Genomic DNA, 23,112 nt, shown 5'->3' with positions numbered 1-23,112 from the left:
GGGAAGGCGGCCGTTCCGGCCTCGGCGCCCGGCCCTCCACGGGCTCGCCTGCGCGTGCCGTTCCCCTTCGTCTGCAAGGCCGTCGACGTCATTTTGGACAGTGCCATGATCGACCAGGAGTTCCACCGGATTAAGCGGCTGCCGCCTTACGTCTTCGCTGAAGTGAACGCGATGAAGGCCCGAGCTCGCGCCGCCGGTGAGGACATCATCGATTTCGGCATGGGCAACCCCGACCAGCCCACCCCGGCGCACATCGTCGACAAGCTGTGCGAGGCCGCGCGCAACCCGCGGGCCCATCGCTACTCCGTCTCCAAGGGCATCACCGGCCTGCGCCGCGCCCAGGCGGCCTATTACGAGCGCCGCTTCGGCGTGCAGCTTGACCCCGAGACCGAGGTGATCGCCACGCTGGGCTCCAAGGAAGGCCTCGCCAACCTCGCGTCGGCCATCACCAGCCCGGGCGACGTCATCCTGTCGCCGAACCCGAGCTACCCGATCCACGCCTTCGGCTTCATCATCGTCGGCGGCTCCATCCGCTCGCTGCCGGCCGAGCCGGGGCCGGAGTTCCTGGCCGCGCTCGACCGCGCCGTGCGCCATTCGGTGCCGAAGCCGGTCGCGCTGGTCATCAACTACCCGTCGAACCCGACCGCCTACGTGGCCGACCTGGACTTCTACGGCCAGGTGGTGGACTTCTGCCGCCACCACGGCATCTGGATCCTGTCGGACATCGCCTATTCCGAGATCTTCTTCGACGGCAACCCGCCGCCGTCCATCCTGCAGATTCCGGGCGCCCGCGACGTGGCCATCGAGTTCACGTCCATGTCCAAGACCTACAACATGCCGGGCTGGCGCATCGGCTTCGCCTGCGGCAACCGCAAGCTGGTGTCGGCGCTGGCGCGGGTGAAGAGCTACCTGGACTACGGCGCCTTCACGCCGGTGCAGGTGGCCGCCGCCGCCGCGCTCAACGGCCCGCAGGATTGCGTCGACGAGATCCGCCAGCTCTACAAGGAGCGCCGCGACGTCCTCATCGAAGGGCTGCACGGCGCCGGCTGGAAGGTGCCGGCGCCGCCGGCCACCATGTTCTGCTGGGCGCCCATCCCGCCCGCCTTCGCGCACCTCGGCTCGGTGGAATTCTCCAAGCTGCTGCTGACGGAAGCGAAGGTGGCGGTGGCCCCGGGCCTCGGCTTCGGCGAGCACGGCGACGGCCATGTGCGCATCGGCCTGGTCGAGAACAAGCACCGCGTCCGTCAGGCGGTGCGCAACATCAAGATGTTCCTGTCGAATTACGACAAGGTCCTGGAAGACTCCGAAAAGAAACGGGCGAGCGCAACGTGAGAGAACCGCTGAAAGTCGCCATCGCCGGCCTGGGCACGGTCGGCGCCGGTACCGTCAAGCTCCTGCAGGAGCAGTCCGACCTCATCGCCCGCCGTTGCGGCCGGCCCGTCACCGTCACCGCCGTTTCGGCCCGCACCGCGGGCCGGGATCGCGGCTTCGACATGACCGGCATCACCTGGTTCGACGACGCCGTCGAAATGGCCGACACCGCCGACTGCGACGTGGTGGTGGAGCTGATCGGCGGCGCCGACGGCGTCGCCAAGCGCACCGTGCAGGCCGCCATGGCGCGCGGCCGCCACGTGGTGACCGCCAACAAAGCCATGCTCGCCCACCACGGCACCCAGCTGGCGCTGGAGGCCGAGAAGGCCGGCGTCGTGCTCGCCTACGAGGCGGCGGTGGCCGGCGGCATCCCCATCATCAAGACGCTGCGCGAGGGTCTGGCGGGCAACCGCATCACCTCGCTCTACGGCATCCTGAACGGCACCTGCAACTACATCCTCACCACCATGCGCGAGACGGGGCGTGACTTCGCCGACGTGCTGGAAGAGGCGCAGGCGCTGGGTTACGCCGAGGCCGATCCGTCCTTCGACATCGACGGGGTGGACGCTGCGCACAAGCTGTCGATCCTCACCAGCCTCGCCTTCGGCAGCCCGGTGGACTTCGGCGCCGTCAGCGTGCAGGGCATCCGCAACGTCAGCGCGCTCGACATCGAGTATGCCGAGCTGCTCGGCTACCGCATCAAGCTGCTCGGCATCGCGCGCGAGACCGAGTTCGGCGTCGAGCAGCGGGTGCACCCGACCATGGTGCCCATCGCCAGCCCCATCGCCCATGTGGAAGGCGTGTTCAACGCCGTGGTGACGGAGGGCGACTTCGTCGGCCGCACCGTTCTGGAAGGCCGCGGCGCCGGCGCCGGCCCGACCGCCTCGGCGGTGGTGGCCGACGTCATCGACCTCGCCTGCGGGCGGCACGGCTTCACCTTCGGGGTACCCGCCGCCGAACTGAAGGCGCACACCGTCGGAGCGCTCGATAAGCTGACCGGCGCGTATTACATCCGCCTGCAGGTTCTCGACGTACCGGGCGTGTTCGCCGACATCGCCGCGGCGCTGCGGGACGCGCAGGTGTCCATGGAGCAGATCCTGCAGCGCGGCCGTTCCCCCGGCGAGATCGTGCCGGTCGTCATGACCGTCTACGAGACCGAAGGGTCGGCCCTGCGGCAGGCGCTGGAGCGCATCGAGGCGCTCGACGCGGTGGTGGAACCGCCGCACGTCATCCGCATCGAAGAGCTGTAAGCCGGCGGCCGAGCGTTCATTCACCGGATATTCCCGCCATTGGTTCAAGCCATTTAGAGGTCCCCATGTCGGAGCAGACCAGCAGCTTCAACAACGTTCTCGAGCGCAACCTGGCGCTCGAGGTGGTGCGCGTCACCGAGGCGGCCGCCCTGTCGGCCTCGCGCCTCATGGGCCGCGGCGACGAGAAGGCCGCCGACCAGGCCGCCGTCGACGCCATGCGCCGCGCGCTCAACAGCCTGAACATCGACGGCACGGTCGTCATCGGCGAGGGTGAGCGCGACGAGGCGCCCATGCTCTACATCGGCGAGAAGGTCGGCCTCGGCAACGGCGGCACCAAGGTGGACATCGCCCTCGACCCGCTGGAAGGCACCACCATCACCGCCAAGGGCGGCCCCAACGCGCTGGCCGTCATCGCCATGGCGGAAGAGGGCGGCTTCCTGAACGCGCCCGACGTCTACATGGACAAGATCGCCGTCGGCAACGGCCTGCCCGACGACGTGGTCGACCTGGACGCGACGCCGGAAGAGAACCTGCGTGAGCTGGCGAAGGCCAAGAAGTCCGACGTCGACGACCTGCTGGTGTGCATCCTCGACCGCCCGCGCCACGAGGAGCTGATCTCCCGCGTCCGCGCCGCCGGCGCCCGCATCATGCTCATCGGCGACGGCGACGTCTCGGGCGTCATCGCGACGACCCAGGCCGAGTCGGGCGTCGACATCTACATGGGCTCGGGCGGTGCGCCGGAAGGCGTGCTGGCGGCCGCGGCGCTGCGCTGCATCGGCGGCCAGATGCAGGGCCGTCTGCTGTTCCGCAACGACGACGAGCGCGCCCGCGCCAAGCGTTGGGGCATCGAGGACCTGAACCGCAAGTACAAGCTGCTGGACCTCGCCTCGGGCAACGTGATGTTCGCCGCCACCGGCGTCACCACCGGCGCCATGCTGCGCGGTGTCCGCCGCTGGCACGGCGGCGCGGTCACCCATTCCATGGTGATGCGCTCCAAGTCGGGCACGGTCCGCTACATCGAGGCGCACCACAACTTCGACCGCAAGACGGGCTTCGAACCGGTCGACGAGTAAACGCCAAGGCGTTTCGCCGACGCGCGAAGGGCCCGCCGGGAAACCGGCGGGCCCTTTTGCGTGCGGGGGCGTGCCCTCCGCCCTTTGTCATGCGCGGGCTCGACCCGCGCCTCCACGGCTCCCGCGGACGGCGGCCGTGGAGGACGGTGCCTCTGGCCGTCGGCGGGGGCGCCGTGGATGGCCGGGTCGAGCCCGGCCATGACAATTTCTCTTTTCTTATCAGTGACCTGTCATGCGCGGGCTTGACCCGCGCCTCCACGGCTCCCTGGACGGCGGCGGTGGGGGACGGAGCCTCTGGCCGCCGGCGGTGACGCCGTGGATGGCCGGATCAAGTCCGGCCATGACAATTTTCTTCACGAAATCAACCACTTGTCATGCGCGGGCTTGACCCGCGCATCCACGGCTCCCGCGGACGGTGGCCGTGGAGGACGGGGCCTCTGGCCACCGGCGGGGGCGCCGTGGATGGCCGGATCAAGTCCGGCCATGACACTTTTCTTCACGAAATCAACCACTTGTCATGCGCGGGCTCGACCCGCGCATCCACGGCTCCCCGGACGGTGGCCGTGGAGGACCGTGCCTCGGCACCGCCCTCACCCTCGCGAGATGCCGTCGATGGCGCGGTCGGTGGTTTCGGGCCCCGAGTGCGTCGCGATGTCGGCGGTCGCCACCAGGCCCACCAGTTCCTTCTGGGCGTTGAGGACGGCGAGGCGGCGGATCTGGCGGTCGGCCATCAGGCGGGCCGCCTCGGCGATGGTGTCGTCCTCGTAGGCGTATTCGATGCCTTCGCTCATGGCCTGGACGCACTTGGTGTTGTTGGGGTCGAGGCCCTTGGCGGTGCCGTTCAGCACGATGTCGCGGTCGGTGATGGTGCCGACCAGGCGGCCGTTGTCGGACACCGGCATCATGCCGATGTCGTACTGCTTCATCACGTTGGCCACCTCCTTGAGCGACATGCCCGGCTCGGCGAGGCGGACGTTCTTGGACATGATCTCCTTGACGCGCTGCGCCATGATCTTCCTCCGTTACGCGGGTCTGGGAACCGGCCGCGGACGGGCCGGCCTCATCCCCTGCGAACGGCGGCGGGGCGGTCAGGGTTCTCCCGGCGGTTCGTCGGTGAGGCCGGTGGCGCCCTGGAATTCCTCCGGCTGCCAGAACCCGGAGTGGATGGCCATGGGCCGGCAGAGGTAGGTCTCCGCCCCCGGCCGCGCCGTCACCCGGAAGGCCGCCGCCAGCAACATGCCGACGACGGCGGCGTGGTTGGGCACCCACCAGTTGGTGGGGTCGGCGTTCAGCGCGTTCTCGATGAAGGCCAGGCGCGGCCAACCCGGCCGGTCGAGGATCTCGCGCTCCTGGAAGCCGATGTCGTCCATGGCGCGCGGGTCGACGTCCGGGTCGGGCGTCGTCAGGGTCTGGAACACCATCAGGTCCGGGTCGAGCCGCCGCAGGGTGTCCAGCGCCAGCATGGGATAGCGCAGGTGGTAGAACACCCCCATGAACAGCACGATGTCGAAATGCTCCCGCGGCAGGCGGGCGTAGTCGTAGACGGCGCGGTTCTCGAAGGACACACGGTCTTCGAGCCCCATGTGCCCCGCCGCCCAGCGGGCCTGGCGCAGGAAGTGATCGTTGATGTCGATGCCGACCACCGTGGCGCCGCGCCGCGCCAGCTCGAAGCTGTAGAACCCGGAATTGCAGCCGATGTCGAGGCAGCGGGCGCCCGTCAGGTCGGCGGGCAGGTGCGGCGCGATTTCGGCCCACTTCCAGGCGGGGAAGTCGCCGAAAGGATGGTCGGGGCGGGTCTGGCGGCCGTCGGGCAGATGAAGGTTGTGGAACCACGGCGCCAGATCCTCCACCGTCGGGCCGGTGGGCTTGGCGCCGTGGGTCATGCCCGCACCTCCTGAGCCAGGGGTTCGGCGTCGCGGCGCACCCGTTTGGCGGCCAGCGCCTCGTCGAAGGCCGCCACCAGTTCGGCGGCGCGATGGGCGGCGGTGTGGGCCGACAGCACCTTGCGGCGCGCCCGCTCGCCCATGGCCCGGGCGTCATCGGCGCCGATGTGGCGCAGCAGGCGGGTGACGTCGTCGGGCGTCTCGGCGATGACGATCTCGCGGCCCGGCTCGAACAGTTCGTCCAGCCCCTCCCACCAGTCGGAGACGATGGGCGTGCCGCAGGCGGCTGCCTCGAACAGGCGGACGCTCGGGCTCCAGCCGGCGCGGATCATGTCGGCGCGGGTGACGTTGAGGGTGAAGCGCTGGGCGTTGTAGAAGGCCCGATGCTCCATGGGCGGGCAGTGCTCGATGCGCTCCACGTTCACCGGCCAGGCGATTTCCGGCGGGTACTGCGGGCCGGCGACCACGAAGCGGCTGTCGGGCGCGCGCAGGGCCGGCTCGATGAGCAGGCGGTCGAGGGTCGGCTGGCGGTCGTCGGAATAGGTGCCGAGGTAACCGAGATCCCACCACTGCTTCACGCTCGGTTCGGGGTAGTAGATGTCCGGGTCGACGGAACAGTACAGCGCGCGGGCCAGCGGCACGCCGTACTGCTGCTCGATGCGCCGCAGGATCGGGCCGCCGGTGAAGGACAGATAGAGGTCGTAGCCGCGCACCACCTCGGGCGACAGGTACTCGTGGTCGCCGCGGGCCAGCTTGGCGAGGGTGACCGGCGTGTCGATGTCGTAGAAGGCGACGACGCCGCGTGCGGTCTGCTGCGCCCAGCGGCCGACCTCCACCCCGTCGGGCACGTAGGAGCCGACGATCACCAGATCGGCGCGGCCGACGGTGGCGGCGTGGGTCTTCAGGTCCGCCAGGTCCTGGTAGAGGTGCGTCGCGCACCACGCGGGGTGCGGCATGTCGCGGTTGGCGGCGTACCACGGCACGTCGCGTTCCAGGAAGGTGACGCGGTGTCCGGCGCGGTCCAGTTCGCGCACGAGGCCGCGGTAGGTGGTGGCGTGGCCGTTGCCCCAGGACGAGGTGACGGACAGGCCGATGATGACGATGTCGAGGCTCATCGGGCGGCGCCCTCCAGGGCGGGTGCGCCGGTGTCGCGGCCTTCCAGCAGCCGCTCCACCTCCAGCGCGCGGTGGTCGTAGGTGTGATGGGCGAGCACCCGCGCCCGGCCGGCGGCGCCGATGGCGGCGGCGCGTTCGGGCGACAGGTCGGCGAGGTGCGCGGCCACGGCGTCGCCGTCGACGGCCGTCAGCACCTCGCGGTCGGGCTCCAGGAACTGCTCGATGCCGGTCCAGGCGTCGGTGACCAGGCACGAGCCGGCACCGCAGGCCTCGAACACCCGCGTCGGCGGCGAGAAGCCGGTGCGCGCCATGCTGTCGCGGGTGATGTTGAGGACGGCGCGGGCGGAGCAGTTGAAGGCGTTGTGCTGGTGGGTATAGACGTGGCCGATCCAGCGCACGTTGTCCGGCATGGGCTTGTCGTCCCAGCCCGATCCACCCATGAGGAAGCGCTTGCCCGGCACGCCGGCGGCGGCCTTCAGGAAGAACTCCTCCACCCGCCGCTCGCGGTCGGGCAGGCGGTTGCCGAGGAACGACAGGTCGGCGGCGAAGGCCGGGTCGGGCGGCACCGGGTGATGGGTCTCCGGCTCAAGCGCGTTGTAGATGGGCACGCAGGCTTTGGCGCCCAGCGCCTCGTAGGCGCTCACCACCGGCGGTCCGCCGCCGTAGGTGAGGATCATGTCGAAGTCGGGCACCAGCGGACCGAGGCGGTCGTCGGGGCTGGTGTGGATGCTCTCCAGCGTCGCCGGCGCGTCGACGTCCCAGAACACCACGCGGGTGCGCGGCGACTTGAGCGCCAGGACGGACTTTTCCAGGAAGGAATCGAGCACGCCGACGCCCGAGGCCTTCACCACCAGGTCGGCGCCGCGGGCGTCTTCCAGCTGGGCGGCGGCGGCGTCCTCGCAGGGCTTGTATACGACGACGCGGCACCACTCCGGCGGCTCGATGTCGCGGTGCTTCTGGCGGTCGAAGGCGTCCGGCTCGTAGAAGGTGATGCGGTGGCCGCGGCGGGCGAGCGCCCCCAGGATGCCGCGGTAATAGGTGGCGGCGCCGTTCCAGTAGGCGGAAACGATGCTGGAGCCGAAGAAGGCGATATGCATGGTCAGGCGACCTCTGCCGGAGAAGCGTCGGAAAGGCCCAGCTCGGCGAGGACGGCCATCAGCTCCTCGACGCGGTGGGCGCAGGTGTGGCGGGCACGGATGGCGGCGAGGCCCCGGTCGCGCAGCGACTCCGCCAGCGCGCGGTCGGACAGCACGGCGCGCAGGTGCGCCTCCATCTCGGCACCGTCGCGGGCGACCAGGTAGTCCTCGCCCGGCGTGAACAGGCCCTCGGCGTCGTCCCACGGGGCGGAGACCAACGGGATGCCGCAGGCCAGCGCCTCGAAGACGCGGATGGTGGGGATGCCGGGCAGGATCTCGGTGTAGTAGCGGCGCGGCACGTGCACCGTCACCCGGTGGGCGGCGAAGACCTCGGGCGCGCGGTGGTTGGGCAGCCAGCCGGCGTAGGGAATGCCGGCGGCGGCCAGGGCGTCGCGTGCCTCGTCGGGGTAGCGCACGCCGTGCACCTTGGCCTGCAGGCCCAGGCGCTGCACCGGGGCGAGCAGGTAGCGGGCCAGTTCCTCCGACCGCTCGCCGTCGCCCCAGTTGCCGATCCACACCAGGTCGCCCTCGGGCGCCACGTCGTCGCGCGGGTGGAACAGGGCGGTGTCGGCGGCCTCGTGCCACGTCCAGGCGCGGCGGCCCCAGCCCTTGTCGAGGTAGAGGCGGCGGATCACCTCGCCGAAGGCCAGCACGCCGTCGTAGGCCGACAGGTCGTAGGCGGCCATTTCCTGCGGCGCGCTGACGCTGCGGTGGTGAGTGTCGTGGAACAGCAGGCGGAAGCGCCCGCCGGCGGCGCGGCGTCGACCGACGGCGGCGACCAGGGCGGGGTCGTTCCACTCGTGCACCAGCACTACGTCGGCGCCGTCGAGGGCGGCGTCGAGGTCGAGCGCCGCCGGGTCGTAGAGGGTGGAGCGCAGGCCGGGCATGGCCTCCTGGATGCGGTCGAGCGCCGTCTCGCCGTGGTCGGCCACCAGATTGGCGCGCGACCAGCCGTCGGCCGGCTCCCACACCGCGACCTCGTGGCCGGCGGCCTGCAGCTCCCGCACGATGCCGCGCAGGAAGTGGGCGTTGCCGTGGTTCCAGTCGGAGTGAAGGGAGTGGTAGAACAGCACGAACTTCACAGAGGAACCTCCGTCGTCGGAGACGGCTGGGCGGCCACGGGCGGCGGCGCGACGGCGCCCGTCAGCAGGTCGGCATAGGCATCGGCGTAGCCGCGCACCATGGCCTCGGCCGAATAGCGCTGGGCGCGCTCCAGGGCGGCGGCGGCGAGCCGCTTGCGCCGGGCGTCGTCGGCGGCCAGGTCGGCGAGGGCGGCCGCCCAGGCCTCGGAATCGTCGGGCGGGCAGAAGGCGGCGGCGCCGTCCCACAACTCGCGGAAGGTGCGGATGTCGGACAGCACGAGCGCGCAGCCCGACAGGGCCGCCTCCAGCACGCCCAGGCCGAAGGGCTCATAGAGGGCAGGGGCGGCGAAGACGGCCGAGCGCGCCATCTCCTCGCGCAGGCGGTCCGGCCCGAGCAGGCCGAGGGGCTCGGTCCCCGGCACCGGCTGGGCGCGGCCTTCCGGGCCGTGGGCGTCGCCGGCGATGCGGATGGGCCACGGGCCGCGCAGGCCGGCCGATTGCAGCACGCGCAGTTTCTTGGCCTCGTCCCAGGCACGGCCGGCGGCCAGCACCTGCGGCGCCTTGGGCCGGGTCGGGTCGTAGTCGGCGGCGTCGCGGCCGTTGCGGATGGTGCGGGCCTCGCCGAAGGGGCCGTATAGCGTCGCCATGTCGGCGAGGAAGCTCATGGTCGGCGCCACCACCAGGTCGGCGGCGCGCAGGCCGGCGGTGACTTCGGCGCGGTAGCGGATCCATTCGTCGCCGGGCTCGGCACCCTTCACGGCCTGGAACCAGGTGCGCACGCAGGAATGTGCCACCACCAGCACCGGCGCCGCGAAGGGCAGGGTGGCGTGGGCATAGCCGTTCAGGTGGACGATCTGCGGCCGGTAGCGCTTTTCCAGCCGCAGCAGCCAGTCGCCGGCGGCCTCCACGTCGGCCCAGGGGTCGCGCATCCATTCGAGCGCATAGCCGCTGACCTCCAGCACCAGCCCGTCGACGGCGCGGGCGGCGGCGCGCTGGTCGGGGGTCGGCGGCCGGCCCATGGTGGCGAGCGCCACGACGATGCCGCGGCCGGTGAGGCCGCGCGCCAGTTCCAGGGCGTAATGCCAGACGCCGCCTACGGTGTCGGCGGTCATCAGCACGCAGCGCGGGGCGGGGGGAGCGGCCGCCGCGCTCATTCCGCCGCCCGGCGTTCGAGGGCGGCGAGCGGCAGCGGCTTGTCCTCCTGGATGTCGCTGAAGTCGACGTAGTGGGTCAGGTAGTAGTCCATGGCCCGTTCCCACGCCTGGTCGTCGGGCAGGCCGAACAGCTTGCGGTAGTCGGGCGAGCCCGGATAGGGGAACAGCGGCACCGGGTCGTTGGCCCACACGCCGCGCTCGCGCACCACCTCGCGCCAGGCGGCGATCTCGGCGTCGTCGTCGGTCGGCAGCTCGATGAGGTTGGCCTGCACGAAGGGCACCACCTTCTTGGCGGCGACCAGACGCTCGGTCAGTTCGTCGGTGCCGAGCTTGCAGTTCTTGTCGAGCAGGGCGCGCCCCTCGGGCGTGATGCTCTCCACCCCCGCCTCGATGGAGACGCAACCGGCGCGGCCGAGCAGGTCGATCATGTCGAACTTCCACAGGTCGAGGCGCGTCTGGATGCCGAACTTCACCGGCCGGTCCACCAGGGCCTCCAGCAGGGCACGGTCGGGCAGGAAGATCTCGTCGACGAAGTAGAGGTATTCGACACCCTGGGCGATCAGCCCGTCGATCTCCTCCAGCAGCACCGCGAGGTCGCGGCGGCGGTACTTGTCGCGGAAGTTCTCCTTGGCGCAGAAGGAGCAGGAGAAGGGACAGCCGCGGCTGGCCTCCACCTCGGCACCGGGGCCGGTGGGCTCGCCGTCGAAGCGGTGGTGATGGTGGCGATGGCGGCGCACCCAGTCGTCGGGCCAGCGCAGCGCCGGCAGGTCGGTGAACCTGGCCGCCTGCGGGCCGCCGGTGACCTTGAAGCCGCTCTCCATGGCCGGGTCGCGTATTGCGACGCCGGGGATGGCACGGCGGTCCTCGCGGTTCGCCAGCCGCACCAGCGTCTCCTCGCACTCGCCCATGACGACGGTGTCGAGGCCGAGCTTCTTGAGCGCCGCCCGCGGCGTGGTGGAGGCGTGCGGGCCGACCGCCACGATGTCGCCGGCGACGTCGCGCACGCTCTCGATCAGTTCCTGCGGCACCCGCAGCTCGGGCGGGGCGCAGCGCCAGAACAGGTAGGTGGGCGCCGTGGTCACCGCCGTCATGTCGGGCGCGAAGGCGGCGATGCGGTCGCGCACCTCGGCGAGGCTCAGGCCCTCCAGGTGGCCGTCGACGAGGACGGCCTCGTGCCCGGCGCGCTCCAGCAGGGCCTTGGCGTAGCCCAGTTCGAGGGGCAGGTGGGGCTCGCGGCAGCCGAAGTAGATGCTGCCGTCGAACGTCCACGGCGGATTGACGAGGCAGACTTTCATACAGCCACCTTCTTGGCCGGGGGAGCTTCGGCGACGCGGCCCATGCCCTGGGCCACCAGCCAGTCGCGCAGGCGGCGGAAGCCGTCCGCCGGGGCGACGCGGGGGCGCCAGCCGGTCATGGCGCCGAAGGTGCGGGTATCGCTGACGTACCAGGGCTGATCGCCCGGCCGCCAGTCGCCGAACCCGACCTCCGGCCGGCGGCCGGCGAGCGTGCCGATGTGGTCGATGGCCTCCAGCAGCGACAGGGCGTTCGTCGGGCCGCCGCCGATGTTGAAGGCGGTGCCGCGCACGGCGTCCATGTGGCGCTCGGCCAGCAGCCAGGCGTCGACCACGTCGTCGACGAACAGCACGTCGCGCACCTGCTTGCCGTCGCCGTAGAGGGTGATGGGCTCGTCGCGCAGGGCGCGGATCATGAAGTGGGCAACCCAGCCCTGGTCCTCGGTGCCGAACTGGCGCGGGCCGTAGAGGCAGCTCATGCGGAACACGCAGGCCGGCAGCCCGAAGATGCGGGCATGGTCGACGACGTACTGGTCGGCGCCGCCCTTGGAACAGCCATAGGGACTGTAGAGGTCGAGCGGCTGGCTCTCCGGCACGCCGTGGCGGCGCACGTGCGGGTTCAGCGGCTGGTGGCGGGTCTTCTCCTCCATCATCTCGATGGACGACAGCGCGCCGTAGACCTTGTTGGTGGAGGCGAACACCAGCTTGGGCGGCACTTTGGCGGCGCGGGCGGCCTCCAGCACGTTCATGACGCCGCCGAGGTTGATGTCGAAGTCCTCGCGCGGGTCGTTGACCGAGGTGGTGACGGCCACCTGGGCGGCCAGCTGGAACACGGTGCCGGCCTCGGCCACCACGTCGCGCACGGTCCAGCGGTCGCGGATGTCGCCGGCGACGGGCTCGACGCGGTCGGGGTGCTCGTCCAGCAGCCAGGCCAGATTGTCCTCGACACCGGCGCGGCTCAGGTTGTCGTAGAGCAGCACGTGGCGGCCCTGCGCCGCCAGCCGGTGGGCGAGGTTGGAGCCGAGGAAGCCGGCGCCGCCGGTGACCAGCACCGGCTTCTCTCCGCGCGCCACGGCGGGGGCGGGCAGGGGCTTGCGGTGGGCTTCGTCGTCCACCTTGCGCACCAGGTCGACGCCGCCCTTGGCGAGCAGGCGGAACAGCAGCTTCTCGCGGCCCTGCGCCGTGCGCAGGCCGAAATGGTAGTGGCGCTCGTCGACGTGGTAGCCCTCCTGGCTCTCCAGCCGGTCGTCGAGGTCGGACCAGGCGTACCAGTAGGCGCGCTCCACCGGCGCCTTCAGCAGGTCGAGGAAGACTTCCGCCTGGCTGGTCTCGTCGTGCCGCCAGGTGGAATAGCCGGCTTCCGTGATCCAGAACTCGGGCTGCCGGTCCATCCCGTCCAGCGAGGCGCGCACCTCCTCCACATGCCGGCCCCAGTCCTTGCCGTCATGGGTCCAGGTGCCGGGGAAGCCGTGCAGCGAGACGGCGTCCACCGCCTCCAGCGCGCCCAGCTCCCGCATGCGGGACATCCAGTTGGGATCGGTCGGGCACATGCCGCCGAGCACGGTCTTCTTGCCGCGCTCGCGCATCCACCAGCTGGCGAGCACCACCATGTGGGCGAACTTGTTCCACGCCGGGTCGAGGCGCCAGTCCCAGTCGTTCAGGTTGTTGGGCTCGTTCCACAGTTCGACCCACTCGAAGCACTCGCCGTGCTCGGTCACCAGCACGTCGAGGAAGTCGGCATAGGCCTTCAGGTCGCGCGGCGGGGCGCTGGTCCTGGGCTGCTCGGCGATGGACGGCGGCGTGTAGGTGACGCAGGGCAAAACCTCCACGTCGCGTGCCAGACGCCGCAGCAGCCAGCCGTACCAGGCGCGGCCGTCTTCGGTGTAGCAGTCGGCCCACGAGACGCCGGTGCGCAGGTGGCCGATGCCGAGCCGCTTCATGTCGGCCAGCAGGGCTTCCACGCGGTCGTGGTCGCCCGGCCGCAGCCATTCGACGAGCCCGAGCGCCGGGGCGCCGCGGGCCTGGGTGGGTGTCCCGCCGGTCATGCCACCAGCCCCCGCTGTCGCAGTTCGCGCGCGGCGTCCTCCACCCGGTCCTGGGCGGTCTGGGCGGCGACCCAGTCCACCAGCTCGGCGAGCCCGTCCTCGAATTCGATGCGCGGGCGGAAGCCGAGAACCTCCTCGGCCAGGGTCATGTCGGCGAAGCAGTGGCGGATGTCGCCGACGCGGTACTCGCCGGTGATCTCCGGCACGATGTCGGCGCAGCCCATGGTGCGGCCCAGCGCCTCGGCGATGGCGGTGATGGTGTGGACCCGGCCGGAGCCGATGTTGATGGCGTGGCCGGCGGACTCGGGGCGCTTCATGGCGGCGAGGCAAGCCTGCGCCACGTCCTTCACATGCACGAAGTCGCGCCGCTGCTTGCCGTCCTCGAAGATGCGCGGCGGCTTGCCGTTGAGCAGGCGGCTCGCGAAGATCGCGAGCACGCCGGTATAGGGGTTCGACAGCGCCTGACGGGTGCCGTAGACGTTGAAGAAGCGCATGGCGGTGGTGGGAATGCCGTAGGCCTGGCCGACCATCAGGCACATGCGTTCCTGCACGTACTTGCCGAGCGCATAGACGCTGGCGAGTTCCGGGCGCTTGCTCTCGGGCGTCGGGATCGGCTCGTAGGGCCGGCCCTCGGGGCCCATGGGCTCCCACTGGCCGCGCTTGAGATGGTCGACGGCGCGGCTGGCGTCGTCCACCAGACGCCCGTAGCAGTCCTTGTAGAGGCCTTCGCCGTAGATGGACATGCTGGAGGCGACGACGAGACGGCCGACCGGGCGCTCGCTCAGGCACTGCAGCAGGACGGCGGTGCCGAGGTCGTTGACGGCGGTGTAGTCGTCGATCTGGTACATGCTCTGACCGACGCCGACCATGGCGGCCAGATGATAGACCGTGTCGACGCCGTCCAGCGCGGCGCGCAAGGCATCCTTGTCGCGCACGTCGCCGGTCACGAAGTCCACGTCCGGGGAAAGATAGTCGGGCACGCCGGCGTCGGGGCCGTGGACCTGTTCGGACAGGTTGTCGAAGACGCGCACCGAATGACCGTCGGCGAGCAAGGCGTCGGCAAGATGAGAGCCGATGAAGCCTGCACCACCGGTAATGAGAACTTTGCCGCTCATGGCCCCTCCTAAGGTTGAGCTCAGGGGAGGCAACGCGGACCTTCTGCTGGCGGTTCCGCTGGTTCATCTTCTCCTTTCGGCTGGGGCCGGACGGGAAGACGGCGGGGCGGGGCAGGGAGGGCCGCGGAAGCTCCTCTGCCGATCGCAACGCCTTCGAATCGATTGCCGTTGTCGGAAAGCACGAAAAAGACGCCAGAAGAAGCGCAAAACCGGCTTCTGAAGGCTTGAAGAAGCCCGTTTCGATCATCGTGGTGGAGGCGCCTGCGTCCATGCCCGACCCCAGTCCCGTCTCCGGCCCCGAGTTGAAGCGTCACGGCCTGCGCCATTCCTCCGACACCGAGCCGGGCATCCGCCGCCGGCGGCGCGGCAAGGGCTTCACCTTCTACGATGCCGCCGGCACCCGCATCACCGACCCGGAAGAGATCGCGCGCTGCAACGCCCTGGCGGTGCCACCGGCCTACCGCGACGTCTGGATCTGCGCCGACCCGCGCCATTCGGTGGGCTCGGCGGAGGTCAATGCCTACCTGCACGACCACACGGGCGACGACTTCACGGCCAAGGACTTCCGCACCTGGGCGGCGACGGTGATGGCCTACCATGCCCTGTGCGCTGCGCCCGAGGCGACGACCAAGAAGGAGCGGCAGAGCCATCTGAAGGCGGCGGTGGCGCAGGTCGCCGACCGCCTGCGCAATACCCAGGCCATCTGCCGCAAGGCCTACGTCCACCCCGCCGTCATCGCCCATTGGGAGATCGGCGAGCTGGCCGCCGCCTGCGCCTCGGCCCACGCAAACGCCGATCGCGCGCCGGAGGGCTTGCGCAAGGAGGAACGGCAGGTCTGGGTCTTTCTTAAGGAAGCCGAGGAGAAGGCGGCGCAGGCGGCGCAATAGGGCGCGCGGCCGGCCTGCTCACGGCGAAGCCGCCCGCGACCCGAGGGTCGCGGACGGCCGTGGCGACCGGATCAATCCCAGCGGATTTCCTGGTCGTAGACGTACAGGTTGGACACCTGGCAGTAGTCGACGTCGTAGTCGAAGTAGCTGCCGTCGGCGAAGGTCACCTGGGTGCGGACGACGCATTCGCCTTCGGCGGTGCCGAAGTCCATCTCGAATTCGTCGCCCGGCGCCACCTTGCCGTTCAGCCAGTTGCCGCTCCAGGCGCCGTCTTCCTTGGTGCGGAAGCCGGTGATGGTCTCACCGGTGTTGTTCAGAAGGCCGAAGGTCCAGGAGCCGGCCGCGGCCGGCAGCGCCGACCCCGCCACGACCAGTACGGCGACGGCGGCACCAATCAGGTTACGCATGATGCTGATCCCCCAAAGGGCAGTCCGGTACGCCCCCCGGGCGTACCACGAACAATCGTGTTCGTGGCTTCATTTGCTCGTGGAAGTGCGGTGTTTTCAAGGCGGAGTCAGGGGCCGGGGCGGCGGGCCGCGAAAAATCTTCGGCGCGGTGCGAACGGCCGGTGATCCGGCCCATCCGGACCCCCGTAAACCGTCATGTCACGACCCCGGACGCTGTCGGTCTGGGCGGCTTCCAAACCCGGCATCGAGCGTCACCCCTCCGTGCGTACGATGTGGAAGCCGGATGGCGCCGGGGATCGTGACGCCCCTCCTTCCTTCCCTCGCGTCGCGAGCGCCCGATCATGGCCCACGCCAAGCCGCACTTGCCCATGAAGACCTGCCCCGCCTGCGGCCGTCCGTTCGCGTGGCGGCGCAAGTGGGCGCTGGTGTGGGCGGAGGTCGTGTGGTGTTCCGAGAGATGCCGGCGCGATCGCAAGCGCGTCGGCGCGGCGGCCGGTGGTCCGGCCGTATCCCCTGCGGTCGCCGCCGCCGCCGCATCCCCCCGCCGCCCCTGACAGACCGGAAAGGTCCGCCGCCATGCCTGCACCCGTCGCCGTCCTCGGCGCCACCGGCGCCACGGGCGAAGCGCTCGCCCGCCGCCTCGCCGCCGCCGGAACGCCGGTCTTCCTCATCGCCCGCGACGAGGCGAAGGTCGAAGACCTGGCGCGGGAGCTGCACGCCGGCTACGCCGTCGCCGACGCCCTGGACGAGCCTGCGCTCGGCGCGGCCGTGGAACGGGCGGGGGAGGGCGAGGGGCTGGCCGGGCTCGCCTATTGCATCGGGTCCATCGTCCTGAAGCCGCTCGCCAAGACGACGGCGGCGGATTTCGAGCAGGCGTGGCGGCTGAACGTGCTCGGCGCCGCGCTGGCGGTGAAGGCGGCGGCGCCGGCCCTGGCGCAGGCGAACGGGGCGGTGGTGCTGTTCTCCTCCGTCGCCGCGCGGTCGGGCTTTCCGGCCCATGCTGCCATCGGCAGCGCCAAGGCGGCGGTGGAAGGCCTGGTGGCGAGCCTCGCCGCCGAACTGGCGCCGCGGGTGCGCATCAACGCCGTCGCCCCCAGCCTGTCGGACACCGCCATGGCGCAGCCGCTGATCGGCACCGAGGCCATGGCCAAGGGCATCGCCGCCCTGCACCCCATTCCCCGCCTCGGCACCGCCGACGATCTGGCGGCGGCGGCGGCCTGGCTGCTCGGGCCGGAGAGCGGCTGGGTGACCGGGCAGGTGCTGGCGGTGGACGGCGGCCGCGGCGTGGTGGCGGCCAAGCGGTAGGGCGCGTATCGAGTTCGGCTTCCGCCCAAACCCCGCGCTCGACGGGCGCGGGGTGGCTTTCGCCCAAACCCCGCGCTCGACAGGCGCGGGGTGGCTTTCGTATGATCCGCTCCCCATCTCACCGTGTCGCTTCGCGGACGCGGGCGCCGTGGTTTTGCGCGGGCGCCGGGCCGCCACTCAGGATGCCGGAACACCGATGACCAAACACTACCCCGAAATCCAGTCCAGCCCGAGCTTCCCCAAGCTCGAGGAACAGACCCTCGAGTTCTGGAAGCGGGAGAAGATTTTCGAGCGGTCGGTGTCGAGCCGAGACGGCGGCAGCGAGTTCGTGTTCTACGACGGCCCGCCGTTCGCCAACGGCCTGCCGCACTACGGGCATCTGGTCACCGGCTACGTGAAGGACACCGTGCCGCGCTACCAGACCATGCGCGGCCACAAGGTCGACCGCCGCTTCGGCTGGGACTGCCACGGCCTGCCCGCCGAGCTGACGACGGAAAAGGAGATCGGCGTCTCCGGCCGTCAGGCCATCCTCGATTACGGCATCGAGAAGTTCAACGCCGCCTGCCAGACGTCGGTGCTGCAGTTCACCAGCGACTGGGAATACTACGTCACCCGCCAGGGCCGCTGGGTCGACTTCGAGAACGACTACAAGACCATGAACATCGACTTCATGGAGTCGGTGCTGTGGGCGTTCAAGACCCTGTGGGACAAGGGCCTGGTCTACGAAGGCCACCGCGTCGTGCCCTACAGCTGGGCCGTGCAGTCGCCGCTGTCCAACTTCGAGACCCGCCTCGACAACTCCTACCGCGAGCGCGAGGACCCGGCGATCACCGTCGGCTTCACCCTGGTGCCGCGCGACGGCGATGCGGCGCCGCTCAAGCTGCTGGCCTGGACGACCACGCCCTGGACCCTGCCGTCCAACCTGGCGCTGGCGGTCGGGGCCGACATCGAATACGCCGTGCTGGAGAAGGACGGCGAGCACCTCATCATCGGTGCCCAGACGCTCGGCCGCTACAAGAAGGAGCTGGGCGACCTGCCGCGCGTCGGCACGGTCACCGGCCGTGATCTGGCCGGCCGCGCCTACCAGCCGCTGTTCCCGTGGTTCGCCAAGACCGCCAACGCCTTCCGCGTCATCACCGCCGACTTCGTCGACGTTTCCGAGGGCTCGGGCACCGTCCACCTCGCGCCGGGCTTCGGCGAGGACGACTTGCTCGTCTGCGAGAAGGAAGGCATCCCGCTGGTGGTGCCGGTGGACAGCGAAGGCAAGTTCACCGCCGAGGTGCCGGACTACCACGGCATGCTGGTGTTCGACGCCAACAAGCCGATCATCCAGGAGCTGAAGGCGCAGGGTCGCGTCGTCAAGCACGAGCAGTACCGCCACAACTATCCGCACTGCTGGCGCACCGACACGCCGCTGATCTACAAGGCCATCAACAGCTGGTACGTGAAGGTCTCGGCCTTCAAGGACAAGATGGTCGAGGTCAACAAGGGCATCGACTGGACGCCGGCGCACGTCCGCGACGGCCTGTTCGGCAACTGGCTGGAGAACGCGCGCGACTGGAACATCAGCCGCGCCCGCTTCTGGGGCACGCCGCTGCCCATCTGGAAGTCCGACGACCCGCGCTATCCGCGCGTCGACGTCTACGGCAGCCTGGACGAGATCGCGCGCGACTTCGGCGTGCGGCCCGACAACCTGCACCGCCCGTTCATCGACGAACTGGTGCGCCCGAACCCCGACGACCCGACCGGCAAGTCCATGATGCGCCGCATCGAGGACGTGTTCGACTGCTGGTTCGAATCGGGCTCCATGCCCTTCGCCCAGGTGCATTACCCGTTCGAGAACAAGGAGTGGTTCGAAGGCCACTTCCCCGGCGACTTCATCGTGGAATACGTCGCCCAGACGCGCGGCTGGTTCTACACGCTGGTGGTGCTGTCGACGGCGCTGTTCGGCAAGGCGCCGTTCCGCAGCTGCATGTGCCACGGCGTGGTGCTGGACGAGAACCGCCAGAAGCTGTCCAAGCGCCTGAAGAACTATCCGGACCCGGTGGACATGTTCAACACCTACGGGTCCGATGCGCTGCGCTTCTACATGATGGGCTCGCCGCTGCTCACCGGCGGCGACCTGGCGCTCGCCAAGGACGGCCGCGACATCGCCCAGACCCAGCGGCAGGTGGTGATCCCGCTGTGGAACGCCTATTACTTCTTCACGCTCTACGCCAATGCGGAAGGGGTGCAGGCGAAGATCGCCACGGGCTCGGACAACGTGCTCGACCGCTACATCCTCGGCAAGACGCGCCGCTTCGTGACCGACGTGCAGAAGGCGCTCGACGTCTACGACATCCCCGGCGCCTGCGCCGCGCTGCCGCCGTTCATCGACACGCTGAACAACTGGTACATCCGCCGCTCCCGCCCGCGCTTCTGGGCCGAGGGCGGCAAGGTGGACCAGGCGGCCTTCGACACGCTCTATACGGTGCTGGTGACGGTGTGCAAGGCGGCGGCGCCGCTGCTGCCCTTCCTGACGGAAGCCATCTACAAGGGGCTGACCGGCGAGGAGAGCGTGCACCTGGCCGACTGGCCCGAGGCCGAGGCCCTGCCGGCGGAGACCGAGCTGCTCGACACCATGGATCTGGTGCGCGAGATCGCCTCGGCGACGCTGGGCTTGCGCGAAACCGCCAACAAGCGCGTCCGCCTGCCGCTGCCGGAACTGACGGTGGCGGTGCCGGAGGTGGAGCGCCTGCGCGCCTTCGAGGACGTCATCCGCGACGAGGTGAACGTCAAGGCGATCACCCTGTCGGATAATCCGCATGCGTACGGTACCCAGTCGCTGCACGTGAACCCCAAGATCGGCGCCCGCATCGGCAAGGCCATGCGCGACGTCATGGCGGCCGGCAAGGCGGGCGAGTGGACGCTCACCGACGCCGGCACGGTGGAGATCGCCGGGCAGGTTCTGGCCGGCGACGACTTCAGCTTGCGCGTGCTGACGGCCGAGGGCGTCCACTCGGCGACCGTCGCCCGCGGCCACGGCGTCGTGATCCTCGACGTTACCGTCACCGACGACCTGGAGCGCGAAGGCCAGGCGCGCGACGTCATCCGCCTCGTGCAGATGACCCGCAAGGACGCCGACCTGCACATCTCCGACCGCATCGTCCTGACGGTGGCGGCGCCCGAGGGCCTGCGCCCGGCGCTGGAACAGTTCGGCGAGACGGTGAAGAAGGAGACGCTGGCCGTCGACCTGCGCCTGACCGACGACCTCTCGGCCGCCGGCCACGTCTCGGAGCACGAGATGCAGGGCCAGACGGTGCGCATCGGCGTCGCCAAGGCGGAGACGGCGGCGGCCTGATCGCCGGCGCCGAAAGCAAAGACGCCGCCGGAACCGGGGTGACCCGGGTCCGGCGGCGTTTCTTTTACGGCGACTGCCGGCTGTTTACACGTTCAGCAGCAGATACTCGCGCTCCCATGACGAAATGACGTCCTGGTAGGCGTCCCACTCGGCCTCCTTCACCGCAGCGTAGACGCGGCAGAAGCTCTCGCCGAGCACCTCCTGCAGCTTGCGCGCATGGGCGAAGCGGTCGATGGCTTCCGGCATGTGGCGCGGCAGGGCGTGCGCCTTGGTGTAGCCCGAGCCGGTGATCGGCTTGGTCGGCTCGATCTGCTCGGTCATGCCCAGGTACCCGCAGGCGAGTGACGCCGCCATGGCGAGGTAGGGGTTGGCGTCGGCCCCCGACAGGCGGTTCTCGACGCGCATGGCCTCCGGCTGGCAGAACGGCACGCGCAGGCCGACGGTGCGGTTGTCGCGGCCCCAATGCATGTTGATGGGGGCGTTGTAGTTGCGCACCAGCCGGCGGAAGCTGTTCACGTTGGGCGCGAGCAGCAGCATGGCCTGCGGCAGGTACTTCTGCAGCCCGCCGATGTGCCAGCGGAACAGGTCCGTCTCCGTCCCGTCGGCGGTGGCGAACAGGTTCTTGCCGGTCTTCGGGTCGACGATGGACTGGTGCATGTGCATGGCGCTGCCGGGCTGGCCCTCCAGCGGCTTGGCCATGAACGTCGCATAGACGTCGTGGCGCAGCGCCGCCTGGTGCACGGTGCGCTTGAACAGGAACACCTGGTCGGCCAGGCTCAGCGCCTCGCCGTGGTTGAAGTTGATCTCCATCTGCGCGGCGCCGCCCTCGTGGTGCAGCGTGTCGACGTCGAGGTCCTGCGCATCGCAGTAGTCGTAGACGTCCTCGAACAGCGGATCGAACTCGTTCACGGCGTCGATGCCGTAGGCCTGGCGGCCGATTTCCGGCCGGCCGGAGCGGCCGATGGGCGGCTCCAGCGGGTAGTCGGGGTCGGCGTTCACCTTGACGAGGAAGAATTCCAGCTCCGGCGCGATGACCGGCTTCCAGCCCTTGTTCTCGTACAGGCGCAGCACGTTCTGCAGAACGTGGCGCGGCGAGATGTCGACCGGGCGGCCGTCGCGATGGATGCAGTCGTTGATGACCTGGGCGGTCGGTTCCTCGTACCACGGCACGATGCGGATGGAGGCCGCGTCGGGCCGCAGATAGATGTCGCCGTCGATCTCGTCGATGACGTCTTCTTCCGGGTATTCCCCGGTGACGGTCTGGATGAACACGCTTTCCGGCAGGCGCAGGCCGCGGTCGGTGAGGCCCGAGAGGAACTTGTGGGCCGGCAGGATCTTGCCGCGGGGGATGCCGGACATGTCGGGCACGAGGCACTCGACTTCGGTGATCCCGCGGGAGCGGATCCACTCGGTCAGGTACTCGACGGACTGTTCAGGGGTGTGCTGGGGGGGTGTGTCTGCATTTGGCATGTCACTCACGCAGATGGTTGCGAACAACCGTACTATACCGTGACCGTCGGGTTTGGCGACAGGGGGCTCGCAGAGCGAAAAACGTCTACCGCAGCGCGTGTCGCTTCGGCCCTTGCGCAACCGCTTTCGGAGGAAGACAATCTACGACCAAGGAAGGGGGATCTACCTCCTCCGTAGGGGATCTGAGCCATGTCCATGTCTTCCGTCGCCGGCATGACCATCGGCCTCGCGCTGCTCGCGGTGCTGGTCATCGGGCTGCTGACCTACATGTCGGCGCTGGTGCGCAAGGCCTACGAGCTGAAGGTGGAGCTGAACGCCGTGCTCGACCGCCGGCTCGCCGAGATCGAGGAGGAGGCGGCCGGCCGCTCCAAGAAGATCCGGCGCGAGGTGCACGACGATGTCGCCAAGCTGAAGGAACAGCTGGCCCGCGACGTCGAACGACTGACTGCCGAGGCCGCCGCCGGCACCGCCGAGACGGTGGCGGAGGTGCGTCGCGAGGGGGAGGCGGCGAGACTCGCGCAGGCCCAAGCCATCGACGAGCTGCGCCGCCGCCAGCTCGAGCTGCAGCGGGCGCTGGAAGCGGTGGGGCGCGATCTCGCCCGCATGAGCGCCGCCACCCAGCCGGCGGTGCCCGCGCAGCCGCGCCCGGTGCGCAGCCATCCCGCCCCGATGCCGCCGGAGATGGACGACGACGATCCGCCGACGGATCTGCGCGCGTTCCCCGGCGGATGATCCCTTCAACCGCCGGTGTGATCCAGGTCACTGGATACCAAAGTCCGACTCGCTAAGTCTGGGTCTACGATTCGTGCAGGAGGCGCGGCCCGCGGCCGCCCCCGGACGGCACGCAGGAGGACCCCATGACGACACGGACCCGCACACCCTACGGCTTCGCACTCACCGGCCTGCCCGGCGACCGCGGATCGCCGGTGACCGTGCAGACGCCGAAGGTCTACGACTTCACCGGCGGCCGCAGCCCCGAGATTCCCGACGCGGAACGCCGTTATGTGCGCCGCGACGACCGTCCGGCCGAAGGCGGTGCCCTGCCGCGCCCGAAGCTGCTCGACTTCAACCGCCGGACGCGGTGAGGGACCGGACGGTCTAAGCCATCGGGTGACGGAATCGGCGACGGGGCCGCTCGCTTGTGGTAATGGAGGACGTGCGGCCGGAGTCGGCCGTCCATTCCCGAG

The 23,112-nt window shown here is 70.1% G+C and carries 20 protein-coding genes; 9 read left to right on the top strand and 11 right to left on the bottom strand.

Annotated features, from left to right (window positions below):
- The first annotated feature begins 105 nt into the window (after positions 1–105).
- From CRP50_RS16415 to glpX, 3 genes are all read left to right on the top strand, one after another.
- Entirely contained in the window at positions 106–1,332 is a 1,227-nt protein-coding gene (locus CRP50_RS16415) for an LL-diaminopimelate aminotransferase (protein WP_176525218.1), read from the top strand.
- The gene (locus CRP50_RS16410) at positions 1,329–2,621 is read left to right on the top strand and encodes a homoserine dehydrogenase (RefSeq protein WP_097280259.1); all 1,293 of its coding nucleotides are present in this window, start codon (positions 1,329–1,331) and stop codon (positions 2,619–2,621) included. The genes CRP50_RS16415 and CRP50_RS16410 overlap by 4 nt, the downstream gene beginning before the upstream one ends.
- Positions 2,622–2,686: 65 nt before the next feature.
- Complete coding sequence (gene glpX / locus CRP50_RS16405; RefSeq protein ID WP_097280258.1) at positions 2,687–3,694, top strand: class II fructose-bisphosphatase; 1,008 nt, start codon at positions 2,687–2,689, stop codon at positions 3,692–3,694.
- 590 nt (positions 3,695–4,284) lie between these two features.
- Here glpX and CRP50_RS16400 read toward each other — a convergent pair.
- The 9 genes from CRP50_RS16400 to CRP50_RS16360 form a co-directional block, all read right to left on the bottom strand.
- Positions 4,285–4,704: a CBS domain-containing protein gene (locus tag CRP50_RS16400; protein ID WP_097280257.1), complete on the bottom strand. Its 420-nt coding sequence runs from the start codon at positions 4,702–4,704 to the stop codon at positions 4,285–4,287.
- A gap of 78 nt (positions 4,705–4,782) precedes the next feature.
- Entirely contained in the window at positions 4,783–5,577 is a 795-nt protein-coding gene (locus CRP50_RS16395; protein WP_097280256.1) for a TIGR04290 family methyltransferase, read from the bottom strand.
- Positions 5,574–6,692 (bottom strand): glycosyltransferase family protein, encoded by a 1,119-nt coding sequence (locus tag CRP50_RS16390; protein WP_097280255.1) that lies wholly within the window; start codon positions 6,690–6,692, stop codon positions 5,574–5,576. The genes CRP50_RS16395 and CRP50_RS16390 overlap by 4 nt, the downstream gene beginning before the upstream one ends.
- Positions 6,689–7,789 (bottom strand): glycosyltransferase family protein, encoded by a 1,101-nt coding sequence (locus tag CRP50_RS16385; RefSeq protein ID WP_097280254.1) that lies wholly within the window; start codon positions 7,787–7,789, stop codon positions 6,689–6,691. The genes CRP50_RS16390 and CRP50_RS16385 overlap by 4 nt, the downstream gene beginning before the upstream one ends.
- A gap of 2 nt (positions 7,790–7,791) precedes the next feature.
- A complete protein-coding gene (locus CRP50_RS16380; protein ID WP_097280253.1) occupies positions 7,792–8,910 on the bottom strand; it encodes a glycosyltransferase family protein in 1,119 nt (372 codons plus the stop codon).
- Complete coding sequence (locus tag CRP50_RS16375) at positions 8,907–10,064, bottom strand: glycosyltransferase family 4 protein (RefSeq protein ID WP_097280252.1); 1,158 nt, start codon at positions 10,062–10,064, stop codon at positions 8,907–8,909. The genes CRP50_RS16380 and CRP50_RS16375 overlap by 4 nt, the downstream gene beginning before the upstream one ends.
- A complete protein-coding gene (locus CRP50_RS16370) occupies positions 10,061–11,359 on the bottom strand; it encodes a TIGR04295 family B12-binding domain-containing radical SAM protein (protein WP_097280251.1) in 1,299 nt (432 codons plus the stop codon). Before CRP50_RS16370 ends, CRP50_RS16375 begins: the two co-directional genes overlap by 4 nt.
- Positions 11,356–13,401, bottom strand: a complete 2,046-nt coding sequence (locus CRP50_RS16365; protein WP_097280250.1) for an SDR family NAD(P)-dependent oxidoreductase — start codon at positions 13,399–13,401, stop codon at positions 11,356–11,358. The genes CRP50_RS16370 and CRP50_RS16365 overlap by 4 nt, the downstream gene beginning before the upstream one ends.
- Complete coding sequence (locus CRP50_RS16360) at positions 13,398–14,516, bottom strand: SDR family NAD(P)-dependent oxidoreductase (RefSeq protein ID WP_097280249.1); 1,119 nt, start codon at positions 14,514–14,516, stop codon at positions 13,398–13,400. The genes CRP50_RS16365 and CRP50_RS16360 overlap by 4 nt, the downstream gene beginning before the upstream one ends.
- 269 nt (positions 14,517–14,785) lie before the next feature.
- Between CRP50_RS16360 and CRP50_RS16355 the strand changes: the two genes are divergently transcribed.
- Positions 14,786–15,403, top strand: coding sequence for a hypothetical protein (locus tag CRP50_RS16355; RefSeq protein ID WP_097280399.1), 618 nt, complete (start codon positions 14,786–14,788; stop codon positions 15,401–15,403).
- A gap of 71 nt (positions 15,404–15,474) precedes the next feature.
- On the opposite strand, the gene CRP50_RS16350 is transcribed toward CRP50_RS16355, so the two are convergent.
- Positions 15,475–15,810, bottom strand: coding sequence for a hypothetical protein (locus CRP50_RS16350; RefSeq protein ID WP_097280248.1), 336 nt, complete (start codon positions 15,808–15,810; stop codon positions 15,475–15,477).
- A gap of 341 nt (positions 15,811–16,151) precedes the next feature.
- On the opposite strand from CRP50_RS16350, the gene CRP50_RS16345 reads away from it, so the two are divergent.
- The 3 genes from CRP50_RS16345 (at position 16,152) to ileS (ending at position 20,455) form a co-directional block, all read left to right on the top strand.
- A complete protein-coding gene (locus CRP50_RS16345; RefSeq protein ID WP_097280247.1) occupies positions 16,152–16,364 on the top strand; it encodes a DUF2256 domain-containing protein in 213 nt (70 codons plus the stop codon).
- 22 nt (positions 16,365–16,386) lie between these two features.
- Positions 16,387–17,115 (top strand): SDR family NAD(P)-dependent oxidoreductase, encoded by a 729-nt coding sequence (locus tag CRP50_RS16340; RefSeq protein ID WP_097280246.1) that lies wholly within the window; start codon positions 16,387–16,389, stop codon positions 17,113–17,115.
- 196 nt (positions 17,116–17,311) lie between these two features.
- A complete protein-coding gene (gene ileS / locus CRP50_RS16335; RefSeq protein ID WP_097280245.1) occupies positions 17,312–20,455 on the top strand; it encodes an isoleucine--tRNA ligase in 3,144 nt (1,047 codons plus the stop codon).
- An 84-nt stretch (positions 20,456–20,539) separates the two neighbouring features.
- Here ileS and CRP50_RS16330 read toward each other — a convergent pair whose 3' ends face one another.
- Positions 20,540–21,814, bottom strand: a complete 1,275-nt coding sequence (locus CRP50_RS16330) for a glutamine synthetase family protein (protein WP_416045215.1) — start codon at positions 21,812–21,814, stop codon at positions 20,540–20,542.
- 300 nt (positions 21,815–22,114) lie between these two features.
- On the opposite strand from CRP50_RS16330, the gene CRP50_RS16325 reads away from it, so the two are divergent.
- Positions 22,115–22,657, top strand: a complete 543-nt coding sequence (locus tag CRP50_RS16325; RefSeq protein ID WP_097280243.1) for a hypothetical protein — start codon at positions 22,115–22,117, stop codon at positions 22,655–22,657.
- 125 nt (positions 22,658–22,782) lie between these two features.
- A complete protein-coding gene (locus CRP50_RS16320) occupies positions 22,783–23,010 on the top strand; it encodes a hypothetical protein (protein ID WP_097280242.1) in 228 nt (75 codons plus the stop codon).
- The last annotated feature ends 102 nt before the right edge of the window (positions 23,011–23,112 follow it).

Origin of the sequence: Caenispirillum bisanense (assembly GCF_900230255.1) — a bacterium.
GTDB classification, from domain to species: domain Bacteria; phylum Pseudomonadota; class Alphaproteobacteria; order Rhodospirillales; family Rhodospirillaceae; genus Caenispirillum; species Caenispirillum bisanense_A.
The sequence above is the reverse complement of the archived record's forward strand: the minus strand, read 5'-3'. Positions and strand labels throughout refer to the sequence as shown.

Bases quoted from the DNA above. Each gene is read 5' to 3' on its own strand.
- CRP50_RS16415 (WP_176525218.1), top strand. From the start codon at position 106: ATGATCGACCAGGAGTTCCACCGGATTAAGCGGCTGCCGCCTTACGTC.
- glpX (WP_097280258.1), top strand. From the start codon at position 2,687: ATGTCGGAGCAGACCAGCAGCTTCAACAACGTTCTCGAGCGCAACCTG.
- CRP50_RS16400 (WP_097280257.1), bottom strand. From the start codon at position 4,704: ATGGCGCAGCGCGTCAAGGAGATCATGTCCAAGAACGTCCGCCTCGCC.
- CRP50_RS16395 (WP_097280256.1), bottom strand. From the start codon at position 5,577: ATGACCCACGGCGCCAAGCCCACCGGCCCGACGGTGGAGGATCTGGCG.
- CRP50_RS16390 (WP_097280255.1), bottom strand. From the start codon at position 6,692: ATGAGCCTCGACATCGTCATCATCGGCCTGTCCGTCACCTCGTCCTGG.
- CRP50_RS16385 (WP_097280254.1), bottom strand. From the start codon at position 7,789: ATGCATATCGCCTTCTTCGGCTCCAGCATCGTTTCCGCCTACTGGAAC.
- CRP50_RS16375 (WP_097280252.1), bottom strand. From the start codon at position 10,064: ATGAGCGCGGCGGCCGCTCCCCCCGCCCCGCGCTGCGTGCTGATGACC.
- CRP50_RS16370 (WP_097280251.1), bottom strand. From the start codon at position 11,359: ATGAAAGTCTGCCTCGTCAATCCGCCGTGGACGTTCGACGGCAGCATC.
- CRP50_RS16365 (WP_097280250.1), bottom strand. From the start codon at position 13,401: ATGACCGGCGGGACACCCACCCAGGCCCGCGGCGCCCCGGCGCTCGGG.
- CRP50_RS16360 (WP_097280249.1), bottom strand. From the start codon at position 14,516: ATGAGCGGCAAAGTTCTCATTACCGGTGGTGCAGGCTTCATCGGCTCT.
- CRP50_RS16355 (WP_097280399.1), top strand. From the start codon at position 14,786: ATGCCCGACCCCAGTCCCGTCTCCGGCCCCGAGTTGAAGCGTCACGGC.
- CRP50_RS16350 (WP_097280248.1), bottom strand. From the start codon at position 15,810: ATGCGTAACCTGATTGGTGCCGCCGTCGCCGTACTGGTCGTGGCGGGG.
- CRP50_RS16345 (WP_097280247.1), top strand. From the start codon at position 16,152: ATGGCCCACGCCAAGCCGCACTTGCCCATGAAGACCTGCCCCGCCTGC.
- CRP50_RS16340 (WP_097280246.1), top strand. From the start codon at position 16,387: ATGCCTGCACCCGTCGCCGTCCTCGGCGCCACCGGCGCCACGGGCGAA.
- ileS (WP_097280245.1), top strand. From the start codon at position 17,312: ATGACCAAACACTACCCCGAAATCCAGTCCAGCCCGAGCTTCCCCAAG.
- CRP50_RS16330 (WP_416045215.1), bottom strand. From the start codon at position 21,814: ATGTCCGGCATCCCCCGCGGCAAGATCCTGCCGGCCCACAAGTTCCTC.
- CRP50_RS16325 (WP_097280243.1), top strand. From the start codon at position 22,115: ATGTCCATGTCTTCCGTCGCCGGCATGACCATCGGCCTCGCGCTGCTC.
- CRP50_RS16320 (WP_097280242.1), top strand. From the start codon at position 22,783: ATGACGACACGGACCCGCACACCCTACGGCTTCGCACTCACCGGCCTG.